This window comes from Flagellimonas amoyensis, from assembly GCF_003058265.1.
GTDB lineage: Bacteria > Bacteroidota > Bacteroidia > Flavobacteriales > Flavobacteriaceae > Flagellimonas > Flagellimonas amoyensis.
In genome coordinates this window covers 233209-245886 of the sequence record NZ_QBUK01000008.1, presented here as the reverse complement: position 1 = coordinate 245886, position 12678 = coordinate 233209, and the positions used below count along the sequence as shown (strand labels likewise).

The 12678-nt window shown below is 38.2% G+C and carries 13 protein-coding genes; 5 read left to right on the top strand and 8 right to left on the bottom strand.

What is annotated here, in order from left to right:
* Positions 1–1180 precede the first annotated feature (1180 nt).
* The 3 genes from DB398_RS12890 to DB398_RS12880 form a co-directional block, all read right to left on the bottom strand.
* A complete protein-coding gene (locus tag DB398_RS12890; protein ID WP_108424838.1) occupies positions 1181–2638 on the bottom strand; it encodes an NAD(P)/FAD-dependent oxidoreductase in 1458 nt (485 codons plus the stop codon).
* Positions 2639–2811: 173 nt separating this feature from the next.
* Positions 2812–3849 carry a cytochrome d ubiquinol oxidase subunit II gene (gene cydB / locus DB398_RS12885; RefSeq protein ID WP_108424836.1) on the bottom strand — a complete coding sequence of 346 codons (1038 nt, stop codon included), beginning with the start codon at positions 3847–3849 and terminating at the stop codon, positions 2812–2814.
* A 12-nt stretch (positions 3850–3861) separates the two neighbouring features.
* Positions 3862–5208: a cytochrome ubiquinol oxidase subunit I gene (locus DB398_RS12880; protein ID WP_108424834.1), complete on the bottom strand. Its 1347-nt coding sequence runs from the start codon at positions 5206–5208 to the stop codon at positions 3862–3864.
* A 115-nt stretch (positions 5209–5323) separates the two neighbouring features.
* Between DB398_RS12880 and DB398_RS12875 the strand changes: the two genes are divergently transcribed.
* The 5 genes from DB398_RS12875 to DB398_RS12855 all read left to right on the top strand — a co-directional run bounded on the left by DB398_RS12875 (position 5324) and on the right by DB398_RS12855 (position 9006).
* Positions 5324–5731 carry a hypothetical protein gene (locus DB398_RS12875; RefSeq protein ID WP_234416268.1) on the top strand — a complete coding sequence of 136 codons (408 nt, stop codon included), beginning with the start codon at positions 5324–5326 and terminating at the stop codon, positions 5729–5731.
* A 128-nt stretch (positions 5732–5859) separates the two neighbouring features.
* Positions 5860–6258, top strand: a complete 399-nt coding sequence (locus tag DB398_RS12870) for a DoxX family protein (RefSeq protein ID WP_108424832.1) — start codon at positions 5860–5862, stop codon at positions 6256–6258.
* Positions 6259–6265: 7 nt separating this feature from the next.
* Positions 6266–6688: a DsrE family protein gene (locus DB398_RS12865; RefSeq protein ID WP_108424830.1), complete on the top strand. Its 423-nt coding sequence runs from the start codon at positions 6266–6268 to the stop codon at positions 6686–6688.
* Positions 6688–8373, top strand: coding sequence for a bifunctional metallophosphatase/5'-nucleotidase (locus DB398_RS12860; protein ID WP_234416262.1), 1686 nt, complete (start codon positions 6688–6690; stop codon positions 8371–8373). The genes DB398_RS12865 and DB398_RS12860 overlap by 1 nt, the downstream gene beginning before the upstream one ends.
* A gap of 15 nt (positions 8374–8388) precedes the next feature.
* Positions 8389–9006 (top strand): TlpA family protein disulfide reductase, encoded by a 618-nt coding sequence (locus tag DB398_RS12855; RefSeq protein ID WP_108424828.1) that lies wholly within the window; start codon positions 8389–8391, stop codon positions 9004–9006.
* 72 nt (positions 9007–9078) lie between these two features.
* Here the strand turns inward: DB398_RS12855 and DB398_RS12850 are convergent, their stop codons facing one another.
* The 5 genes from DB398_RS12850 to DB398_RS12830 all read right to left on the bottom strand — a co-directional run bounded on the left by DB398_RS12850 (position 9079) and on the right by DB398_RS12830 (position 12673).
* Positions 9079–9678, bottom strand: coding sequence for a class I SAM-dependent methyltransferase (locus DB398_RS12850; RefSeq protein WP_108424826.1), 600 nt, complete (start codon positions 9676–9678; stop codon positions 9079–9081).
* A 3-nt stretch (positions 9679–9681) separates the two neighbouring features.
* Positions 9682–10404 (bottom strand): class I SAM-dependent methyltransferase, encoded by a 723-nt coding sequence (locus tag DB398_RS12845; RefSeq protein WP_108424824.1) that lies wholly within the window; start codon positions 10402–10404, stop codon positions 9682–9684.
* 1 nt (position 10405) lies between these two features.
* A complete protein-coding gene (locus DB398_RS12840; RefSeq protein WP_108424822.1) occupies positions 10406–11719 on the bottom strand; it encodes an APC family permease in 1314 nt (437 codons plus the stop codon).
* Between the two features lie 14 nt (positions 11720–11733).
* Positions 11734–12057 carry a methyltransferase family protein gene (locus tag DB398_RS12835; protein WP_234416259.1) on the bottom strand — a complete coding sequence of 108 codons (324 nt, stop codon included), beginning with the start codon at positions 12055–12057 and terminating at the stop codon, positions 11734–11736.
* Positions 12058–12193: 136 nt separating this feature from the next.
* Entirely contained in the window at positions 12194–12673 is a 480-nt protein-coding gene (locus DB398_RS12830) for a Dps family protein (protein WP_108424820.1), read from the bottom strand.
* Positions 12674–12678: the final 5 nt, after the last annotated feature.

Here is a 12678-nt window from a genome sequence, read left to right as displayed (position 1 = left end):
TGAGTCGATCTCGTGCACTTGATTTGCACTGCTCACTTTCATCCGCCGCAGGTGGTATACATTGACCGCCCTATCCATTGTACACCAAAGAAAGGTATTTGGGTTTTCACGCTCGCGTGAAAAAACGAATAGCAAGAGGGTGATGCGCTTATTGCGCCATCACGGTTGTTTTCGGGTCTTCAACAAGTTGAAAAACAGTTAATTAAAATGATTTTGGAATACTGTGCAAAATCAGGGCCTACAGTAGACTTTCCCGAAATCTACAGTAAATCCTTTGGGAAGCCCCAGAAATACTGCGAATTTTTGACGGAAAAATTGACGCAATTTGACGAAAAAACAAAATTGGGCCTATGGAAAAGCAATTTTAAGCTTGAAATAAACGAAGGGAGGTTGGAGCAATATAAACGTGATTCAAACAAACCTTTGGATTATCTCAATGGCTGAGAGAAGTGTTTTAATGGATAGAATTACCTCGCTCAGTAAATTAGTTAAGGGTAAGATTTGGGGCTTGCAGCACTCCACTTTGTTCCGTTCGCCTTTGTCCTGATTTCTAAATGGGACCAGGGGGTTTTAAGGTACCGTTTAATTGAACTTTCAGTGTATAATGAGTCCACTGATTCTAGAGAGTTTACTTTTTCCGTACACTTAATTGGTTTCCCATTTAGACCCTTTATTACCCCTATTTTGAAGTTAAATTTATATGGCCCGATTAACTGTTTTACTCCCCGTTCACCGAAAACTCAATTTTTGATAAATAGAAATTTCCTACATTTAAAGAAAGTTCAAATAAACGATTTAGTTAATCCATGATCTATTACAAATCTAAATCTTCTATCTTTTCAATTTAATCACAAATGTCCTTTTTAAACAAACTCCTTAGGCCTTCTTCAATTCCCTTTTATAAAAAACAGGGAAATGAAAAATATGCTGCATATAATCAATCTCTCCTGTTTTTAGTGAAGGTTACAAAAGGGCTGAGGCTACAAAACCTCCAGGTATTTGGAAGAGAAAATAATTAGAAATTATTAATTGTTGTTCAATTGATCTCTCGAGTTCCGCCATGTCCTCCAGCGACTACAACCATTATTTTGATGCTCAAATAGATGAACTTAAAGAACTGTATTATTGGGTTCATCATTAGAAATCGTTTGTATTTGGATATTCTTCGTGTCATAACTTTCTATTCTGGAATCAACCACCAAAAGGGTTTCATTTTTGCTTTATATATGAAGGCATGGTGCAGGGCCAACTTAAGCCAGTGACCTGCAAGACCTATGGTACCAAAAGTCTTGCCTAGTTTCCTGCCCTGGGTATCTGGATACTTATTGTAATCGGGCACAATGGGATATGTGGTGATGCTCACGCCGCTTCCCTTGGTCATACCAAAACCTGCTGAAGCGATACATGCAGCACCCATGTTGCCCATTGATCCTTTGTGATGAAGTTCATTATTAGAGTGTTTGATCATCTCGATGATGTTATCTGCCACCAATTTGGCCGTAATACCCGATGGCATTCCGGTTCTTGGAGGAGCAGGTGTAATATCTGTTCCATTTTTGCTCTTCAGTGGTTTGGAAATGCTGTGAGGCGGTGCAAAGGCAATGCCTGGAGCAAAAATATTAGGATACAATGGATTTTGATAGGTTTCTGGCCAATCCTGTACACTCCATTCCTCGTAGGGTTTGGGTGTATAATCCGCATCCACGATCATGAACCCTTTAAAAAGTTTGTTCGTTATATCTTTGCCATCCTTATTGTAGGCCTTAAAACCATGACCCGAAAATGAAGGGATAAGCATGGCAAAATCATAACTTTCCGTTTTATAGTCGCCTTCCAAGGTTTCGTATTGGGCTACACCATCTTCTATTTTATTGACCCCGACACCTAAAATCCAAGAAATCCCCCTGTCTTCAAAAATCATTTCTACCATCTCACTGGATTTCATGATATTGCTGCCATAACTCATCAACATGCCATCCATCCCAAAATCTCCTAAATGATATTCATTGGAAATCCAAGTAATCTGGGCCATATCCCTCACTTTGTGCCTTCTCAATTCTTGCTCTACATTTAAAATATATTCAAATGCCGCGCCTTGACAGGTGGCTTTTGCATGACCTGTTCCAATAAGTATTTTGGCTTTTTTCCCCTGTTTCATTTGTTGAATCAGATCATTCAATGCGTTCCAGGCCTCATCGGCATGGGTATAGGTACAAACGGAATGTGTTTTATTCTTTCCAGGAGAAAGTCCTTCGGTGGCCTCGAAGTTTAGTTTTGGACCGGTGGCATTGATCAGATAGTCATACGTCACTTTTTCCGTGGTTCCTTTATTTGCTCCTGCCACGTATTCTGCCAACACGTAAGGTTTTAGCTCCTCTGCATCTCCTTCCGGGTAAAAACTTATGGCTTTGGCCTGTTTATAATCGATATGCTTTTTTGCATACAAAGGTGCCAATGGGAACAAGATGTCCTTTGGTTTCATTCTACCGATTCCTACCCAAATATTGGATGGGATCCATTGGTAATTACTGTTTGGTGAAACAACGACAACCTCATGCTCTTTGGGTAGTTTTCTACGTAAGTGGGAAGCGGCTACATGACCTGCAATACCTGCTCCTAAGATTACAATTCTAGACACTGCTATATTATTTTCAATAAATATAGATGAAGCGTCCTGTGTGCACAGTAACCTATGTTACCCATGAACAAACTGTTCACAGGGGTTGCTTTGCGGACCAACTATGCATAATGGAAAACAACAATGGATGTTGTTTATCTTAAGACATACGAGGTGTTGAATTTTGAGCTGGATCAATAGCTTGTATCGTCCAATTTGACCTTACCATGGAAAGTCTTATATAAAAAAAGAAAATAACCAGCCAAAAGCGGCGCTCCAATAAGGACTATGGTCAACATTATACCAAGGGATTTCTGTGAAGAGGCAGCATTGTAAATGGTAACACTATGTACTGGGTCTATTGTGGAGGGCAGTAAAACCGGGTATAGCTGAAAAGCAACCAACATCAACAAAAAAGCCATGGTCAATGAGGAAAATACCAAGGCGGGTGCATATTTCTTTTTGGATACGAGTCTAGGTACATTGGCAACGGCCAAAAAAGCCAAGATTGGCAATATGAAAAAAACTGGGTTTGCTTTAAAATTATCGGTTACACCAGGAAGATAGATAAGGGTGTAAAATGATGTAAACGCAAAACTAAGTATAAAGAAAATCATGCCTTTTTTAAGTAGAAATGTTAATCTGGCGTGCAAACGTCCTTCGGTTTTCAACAACAAAAAAATAGCGCCTTGCGTCATGAATATTGATAGTGTTGTTAAGCCGACCATAATTGCGTAGGGGTTTAGGAAAGAGAAGAAAATACCACCTTGGTAGCTAAAATTTTCACCGATTTCAAAACCCTGTAATATATTTCCCAGTACCACACCTAATAAAAAGGCAATGAGTATGTTGGAGGTAAAGTAAATGACATCCCAAGTTTTTCGCCACCATTTCATTTCTTCCGCACTTCGGAATTTTATGGCGGCAGAACGTAGCACCAGCAACATTAAGAAGAGCATAAAGGGAATGTACATGGCAGTTAGCATAGTGGCATACATTACGGGAAATCCGGCGAACAAAGCACCACCACCAATAATGAGCCATACCTGATTGGCGTCCCATAAAGGTCCAATGGCGTTAATGGCGATACGACGGCTTAAGTCTTTTTTAAAGAACAGGTGCCACGCTCCGGCACCATAATCAAATCCCTCCAAAATGGCGTATCCGGAAAATAACAACCCTACAACTAAGTACCAAAGCGTTGGATAATCTATACCTAAAAAAGTTTCCATTTGATTCTCTTATTAAATGATTTCTAATGCATTTTTAGCTTCATCGTAGGGCCCTTGTTTTATTTTTTTGTTCAAAGAATACATAAACAATAGAAAGAGTAAGGTATAGACCACAAGGAACAGTATCAGCGAAAATAGTATTTGATTGGAAGAGACTTCTTGGGAAAAGCCCTCGTTTGTTCTTAAATGACCGTAGACAATCCATGGCTGTCTGCCCATCTCTGCTGCAAACCATCCCACCTGATTTGCTATTTGGGGCAAAAGCACGGAAAATGCAAAAATTCGCAACAGCCATTTTTTATCGAAGAGTGTCCCGCGCCACCATAAGAAACTAGCGTATAAGGTAAGTCCAATAAGAAACATACCAATAGAAATCATAATATGATAAAATTGAAAAACAGCATTTACTTGCCCTGGCCTGTCTTCTTTTGGGAACGCATTTAACCCTGTAACGGGCGCTTCAAAATCTTGGTCAATCATAAAAGATAGACCTCCTGGAATTTTTAGTCCTGTGACTTCTTGGGTTTTGTCATTTACCCAACCAAATAAATATAAATCAGCCGATCCTCTTTCTTCATAGTGCCCCTCCATTGCAGCCAGTTTAGCTGGTTGGTTCTCAGCTACAACTTCTGCAGAACTATGCCCTGAGAGTAATTGTGTTAAAGAAACAACGGCAGCTAAACTCAAGGCTATTTTAAATGCCTTTTTTGAAATTTCGACATATCTCCCCTTTAGCAGATAGTATGCGTGAACGCTTAATACCAAAAATGCACCTGCCAAAAAAGCACCTTGCCAAACGTGAATAATTCTGTCTACACTGGAAGGATTAAAAACCATTGCCCAAAAATCAGTTACTTCTGCTCGCGCGTTAAAACCTTCTCCAATAATATGATAACCTGCAGGAGTTTGTTGCCAACTATTAGCTACCACAATCCAAACAGCTGAAAACATAGAACCTAAAAACACACCTATTGTTGAAATAAAGTGAACTTTTGGAGAAACCCTGTTCCACCCAAATAATAAAATCCCTAAAAAGGCACTTTCCAAACCAAAAGCAAATAATCCCTCTGCAGCTAAAGCACTGCCAAAAATATCTCCAACGTATCTTGAATAGACGGCCCAATTAGTCCCAAATTCGAATTCCATAATTATACCTGTGGCCACACCTATACCAAAAGTGATAGCGAAAATTTTTAACCAAAAACGAGTTAAAACCTCGTATTGTTTATTACCTGTTTTTAGGTACATTCCTTCCATAAAAACCATAATCAATCCCAAACCGATACTTAAAGGCGGGTAGATGTAGTGAAAGGCGATGGTAAATGCAAACTGAATTCGGGCAAGAATTTCTACATCCATAATATGTTAATGTTTTGTTACAAATTTAAGGTAACACACTTATGAACTTTGTAACATATGTGACATTAATGAGATTGAAATCCGTTTAATTTCAAAAAATAAACAACTGTAACAAATGTTACTAAAGAATAAATTCTTGCCTTATACTTTTGAAGAATTCGTGAAAACAAAAACACACATAGCATTACTCCTCGGTTTTATTTTTATGGCAAAATTTCTTGTCATAGATGCCAATGGATTGAACGCTTTGTTCAGCGCAAGTGATATATCTTTTGCAAATCCATATTGTAAAAAGAAAAACTCGCCGAAACAGTCCAACAAAACGGCTGATTTTTCAAAAGTTGATCTTACAGCTTCGCAAGTTGTTGCATTGAGTGGTTTTTGCACTTCACAGTTTCAGTTTGAACCGTTCTCTTGGGAAACAAATTTTTCAGAAACCATTGCAACTATCAACGAACATTTCTCTTCAAATTTAAGTTATCGCTATTTGGATAACGCATCGCCACCTCCTCGTTTGGCTTAGTCCAACCCTCATTTTCAAAAATTTAAAGTCGGTGCTTCCGTAGTGGTTTTTTGTGTCCAAAAGTGTGTCAAAATGAACTATTACGGACAGACACCGCACAAATCAAAACATTCTAAATATCATTTACAATGGGGACAAAAATTTTAATTAGCCGTCGCTCTATTCAGCTATTGCGCATATTGGTAAGTGGCATATTTCTCGTAGCGGGTTTTAACCATTTGCTCAATGTAGAAAAAACTGCCCAGCGTATAGAGCAAGCAAGCTTTAAAGGTATAGCTCTTTTTTTTGGCGAACCTGAGTGGCTCATCATCCTATCCGGTATCGTAATGCTTATAGCAGGCTTCCTATTTCTAATAGGATTTAGGACGAAATGGGCGGCAATCGTACTGATGGCAGTATTAGTACCCATCACGTTAACCATACAAGTGGGCCAAATAACAACTCTTGGACCTTTATTTAAAAACATAGCAATTTTCGGTGGACTTCTTTTTTTTGTATTGAACGACACCAGTAACCTTTTAAAATAAACGAAAAATGAAAACATATATATTGAGTTCAATTCTTTTGATGCTAACCCTGTTCAGTACAAATAAAACACAGGCGCAGCAAATGAATAAAGATGCTAACAACTATGTGGTACTGACCAAAAAAGTACCTCAATTACAGCCCATAATTCTAACTGCTGAAGCCCTTAAAGCTGAAGAAGGCAATGCCTTTGGCGATTTTCAAGTTATCATATGTGGCAAGGAAATAGACGATATCACAGATGCTGAAAAAATGGGCAATTTTATCATAAAGGCTGAACGGGCAGGTGTGAAAATCATAGCCTGTGGATTCTCGCTCAATAAATTCAAAATAGATAAAACAAAAGTCCCTAAAGAAATTGATATTGTTGAAAATGGTATCCTTTACAATTTCCAGCTTCAGAAAAAAGGATATAAAAGTATTAGCCTGTAATGATTGAAAACGCAATGTTTAAAAATATGAAGACAACTTATAGTAATATTTTGCAGGCCATTTCCCTGATAGCAATATTGGTTTTAACGATTGGCTGCAAAACAGAAAAATCAAATAAAATGGACAGTCCAGATAGAGCAAAGGATACTTTGAGTATAACCGTACTTCAAACAGCAGATATTCACGGACAACTCGACACACACCCTGAACTATTCTGGGAAAACGAAAAAATCGTATTTAAAGACCGAGGCGGCCTCGCCAACATTAAGACCCTTTTTGAACAGGAACGAAAAAAAAATCCAAAGCGTACAATTATTGTTGATGGTGGCGACCTGATACAGGGTAGTGGTTACACGGCTCTTTCAGAAGGAAAAGTAATGCCCGAGATTATCAGTAATATGGGCTATGACGTTATCATTCCTGGCAACTGGGAAGTGGTGTACGGCAAGGGTGTTATGATGGACGTGATGCAGGGTTATGACACCGATATCATCGCCCAAAATATGTACCACGAAGAAAGTGACGAGCCTTTGTTTCCCTCTTATTCCGTTAAGGAAATCGAGGGCATACGTATCGGGTTTATGGGTATCAACGACCCAGACGTACCCGTACGTCAAAACCCAATTTTTAGCGAAGGAATTGAATTTAGTGGACTTACTGAGGAATTAAAAAAAAAGGTAGATGACCTGAAGGTAAACGAAAACTTGGATGTTCTCTTTTTAGTAACTCATATCGGCATTTTTAAACAGGTAGAACTTGCCAACAGTCCCATTGCCGAAAGTGTGGATTACGTTTTAGGCAACGACACACACGAGCGCGTACGCGAACCCATTCAAGGTAAATATGCAAAAGTTACCGAACCCGGTGCATTCGGTTCATTTGTTGGTAAATTGACCCTGCATTTTGTGGATGGCAAATTAGTAGATGATGATTATGAACTCATTGATGTTGACCCTGAGGTCTTTCCCGCAGATGAAGAAATTCAATCATTGGTGGACAAGGCGAAAGCACCTTATAAAGACCATTTGGAAACTGTGATAGGATTTACTGAAGCCCCTCTCTATCGATATCTTACCGTAGAAAATCCTATGGACAATATGATTACAGATGCTGCGCGCTGGAAGACAGGTGTAGATATTTCCATCTCAAACGGATTTCGGTTCGGTAATCCAATAGTTCCCCAAAATGGTAAACCTGCTCCCATAACAAGAGCAAACCTTTGGAACTTACTTCCTGTAAATGAAAATATAAAAACGGGAAAGGCTACCGGAAAACAAATAAAGGATTGGTTGGAAAAGGAAATGCACAATGTTTTTTCACAAAAGCCAACAGAGCGTTTCGGGGGCTGGCTAGTACGGTTTTCAGGAATGAAGGTCAAATTCAACAGTCAAAATCCAAAAGGTCAACGTATCAATAGTATAACTGTAAATGGCGAACAGATTGAGTATGATAAATACTATTCGATTTCTGCCTGTGTTCGTCCTGGAGATCCTAAAGATAATCTCTGCAGGATGAATAATGTGATTGACGTAGAAGAAAAGAATTATACAATTCACGAAGTCGTGGAAGAATATTTAAATAAATATTCGCCAGTATCGCCTGTTCTGGATAGAAGAGCATTTGCCGAAGACCTCAGTGAATATTCTTTCTCAACCGTGCCTCAAACCAATTATAAATTTCAATAAAGAAAAAATAAGATTATGGATAAGAAGAAAAAGAAAACTTGGATTCAGTATGGCATTTTTGCCGCAGTGGTAATTTTCCTTTATACGACAGGGCTTCATACAGAAGTTATTGGTTATGCTCAACGGGGTTTATTGGCAACTGGTTTTATGAATCCAGATGTAACTGAAATAGTACAAGCACGAAATGAAGAAAGCACTAACGCGAGTGTTGAAAATTTAAATCAAACTAAAGTAGATTTTAATTTAAAATTGGCCGACCGGGATGATAACATTCATTCGCTTGAAGAGTTCAGGGGTAAGGTAATATTTTTAAACTTTTGGGCAACTTGGTGCCCACCTTGCGTAGCCGAAATGCCGGGCATCGATAAGTTACACGAACAAATGGATAATGATGTGGCCTTTGTACTACTATCCTTTGATGAAGATTTTGAAAAAGCTAAAGCTTTTGATAAACGAAAAGGGTATAATTTACCTATTTACGCCCCTGCTAGTAATCTTCCAACTATGTTTCAATCTTCTGCCTTACCTACAACATATGTTATTGATGCGAAAGGAAATCTTGCCTTGACACATATGGGAATGGCAAACTATAGTGATCCGGAATTCAAAAAATTCCTTATAAGCTTAAAATGATTAAAAAAAAGAAAAAACCGCATTTGTATCTGGGCACAAAGCGGTTTTATTCTTTCTAGCGGGTAACAATTTTTATTTTACTCCCATAAACTGAATTACTTCGGCTTTACCTTTATGATAATTCCCCTCAGAAAGCTCAATGGTTTTTTCTTTTAATAGTTTAAAATCGAGGTCTGGGAATTCTGTTTTCACTTCCTCAATAGAAAATAACATTTCTTTGTTTTTTGGGCCTCCGGAAGCTTTTCCCATTTGGGCTTTAGCAAACGCTTCAAAAATCACAATGCCATCTGGCTTTAAAAACTGCATCAAATGTAGATGCGCTTGTTTTCGTATTTCTGCTGGGAAATGAGCATAACACAAGCCCATAGCATCAAACTGAGAATCACTATGAAATTCTAAAACGTCTGAAATGCTGTAGTAGATCTTAACTTGCTTGTCAGCTGCCAAACCTAATGCTTTTTCTCTTCCTTTTTCACTAATGTCAAAGGCAACTACGTCCCATCCTAGTGAAGCAGCGTATATTGCATTGCGACCTTCACCCTCGGCGGGTAAGAGAATCTTTCCAGGTTTTAATTTATTAATCTGTTCTTTAAAAAATTCATTTGGCTGTATGCCATAAACATATTCTTCTTCGCCGTAGCGTTCGTTCCAAAAATCTGCTGGATATTCCATCTATTACTTTGCTCTGATAATGAATTGATACGGCAATAAATCCGTATTGATATCAAATTGTGCATAGCCTGCTTCTTTTAGTTCTTTTTTTACTGTTTCCAAATCAATTTTATGATTGACTGGCGGTCCTACGGGCAGTTCCTTTTTAAAGTAATCGATAACTACTAATTCGCCTTCAGGTTTAATTCCTTTTTTAACTTTTTTAAAGTAGTCACTTCTATTTTCAATGTGATGGTAGGTGTTTACAATCATAACCATATCAACTTCATTATCTGTCAAATCTGGACAATCATAAGGGATTTTACGGAGCTCTATATTTTTGAGATTATTATCTTCGATACGTTTTTGCAGGGCTGCTTGGAATTCATCATCAACATCAGCAGCGATGACTTGTGCGCCTTTTTCAGCCAGTTTTACCGAAAAATATCCTGAACCTGCACCTATATCCATAATCTTTTTACCTTCCAAATCGCCCAGATATTCGAGAACTACTTCAGGCTTTTGGTAGGCATCACGCTCTGGCGATTCAAATCGCTTTATCAAATCTTCGGTTTTTGATTGGTGCATATAATCATTAGCGGTTTTGGTACTGTCTTGTGAATGGTGTTTTCCGTCGTGTTCCATAGTCTGTTCGGCATCGTGGTTGTTACTCTTCTTGTTCTGTTGCTTACAAGCTGAAAGTGACAATAGCAAGCTTGTGGCGAGTAAAAAATGTTTTGTTTTCATTTTATTTAGTTTTTAAGTTATTGTTCATTTTAATGCTTATTACATAGGTTGCCAATCCCAACAGGATATTACCGAAACCCACTAATATTTCAAAGGGACTGTTCATAAATGCATAGACAATCATCCATAGAGATAAAACTATGAATATGAGCTGAAAAAGCGGAAATAAAGGACTTTTGTAGTTGTCGGTTTGCGAATTTTTATGCTGATGCCGTAATTTAAAAATTCCTATTACAGTTGCCATAGACGATATGGTCAACAGGATACCGCAGTAAATCAATATCTGCTCAAAAGTTCCTGTTAGAATCAAAAGCGCACTTATGGCAAATTGCAACCATAAAGCTCTTTGCGGAATGTTGCTTTTTTTGATTTTGAAATACTTCCAAAACGTATGGTCTTTCGCAATGCTAGACGTTACCCTTGAACCTACCCACACCATTGCGCTTATACCTGACACTAATAGCAATGAAATGGCCAGCCCAAATACTTTTCCAACACCAGTACCGAGCATTTTGTTCATTGCTATGGTTCCTACGTCCAGTTGCCCTTTTAATTCTGGAATGGGTACGTGTTTTAGGAAAACATATTGCAGTAAGGTGTACAATAATGTTACCAACAGGGTGCCACCTATTAATGCAATGGGCAAAGACTTTTTGGGGTTTTTGAATTCTTCTGTGATATAAGCAGCGGCATTCCAGCCCGAATAGGAATAACTGACATAAATAAGGGCTACGGCAAACGCTGGTGAAATGAGGTTTGAATAATCGGAATTCGTTAAAAATCCAGAATTATCAAAAGTTGGTTCCAACCAAGCGCCAATGCCGATGAGCGCAATTATCAAAACCACTTTGAAGAAGGTACTCACAATTTGAAACTTTGAGCTTACCTTTAAATTTTTGGAGTGAATATAGCTAATAATCGCCACGACGGCGATACTGGTCCATTTAGGGTTCAAATCAAGAAGTGGGAAATACACCACAAAAGCCATTGCCGATAAGGCAATCGGTGCTGCGAATCCAACGGTTATGGAAATCCAACCCGATAAATACCCGATAAGTGGATGGAACAATTTGGTCAAAAATGCATATTCGCCACCCGAACGTGTGATATGGGTACCAATTTCCGCATAGCTAAACGCACCAGATAATGCAATCACGCCACCCAATACCCAAAGCATCAATACTAAGGTAGGATTACTTAAGTCTTTCAGTTGAAAGCCCAAACTGGTAAATGCACCTGTTCCAATCATATTCGCAACCACCAAGGCAAGCCCTGTAATTGTTGTGATTTTATAGGTTTGGAACTGTTTTGGCACCTTATGCTGATTGGCTAAATAAAACTTCTCGTCCGTTCATTATACTCCTGATAACTAGGAAATTTTTGTAAAAGCAGCTGTTCTTCATATTTCGATTTGAAATAGAACAAGATACTCAACAATAATACAGTCAACATTTTAAACAATGATACCCGATATAGTGCATAACCCAGACCAGACGAAATCAAAGCGGTATAAATAGGATGTCTTGCTACTGCGAAAGCACCATTAGTAATCAATGCACCGTTGGCTACTGGGGTGGGAAATGGGGACAGCTTCCTGTTGATTTGCAGCAAGGCTACCAAACCCAAAACTACACCCAGCCCCACAACAACCATACCGAATAGCTAAGCCATTCGGGAAAGGGTATTGAAAGTATTTCTATTGATAAGAAATATATAATGAACAATGATAGCTGTATTACTACGTAGATATAGTCTTTGTATGACGGCTTATTCCTTATCAACTAGTTTTTTAATCTAAGAAAGATGATAGCATCCAAATCAATTTTTCTTGCTGCACTATATAATCGCTCATCAAAGCAACAGTACCTTCGTCATTTGCTTCAGAAGCCAGATTTAATATAATTCGTTCTTTTGCCAGCAAGACTTTTAAGGCCTCGAGAACCTTATCAATTGCCTGTTCACCATCGGAAACATTTTCAACAGATTCTATTTCTGAAATTTCAAGATATTTTTTAAACGAATGAATAGGTGTTTCGCTCAAGGTAAGGACGCGTTCGGCAATTTCATCTACTTTTAACAAAGCATCATTGTAAAGCTCTTCGAATTTGAGATGTAACTCAAAAAACTTTTTTCCTTTGATATTCCAATGAAAACCCCGAAGGTTCATATAAAACTGCTGATAATTTGAAAGTAAATCATTCAAATTATCAGCAACTTTTTTTGACTTTTCTATGTTAAGACCAATATTATTGGTGTTTTTATTTCCCATAACTT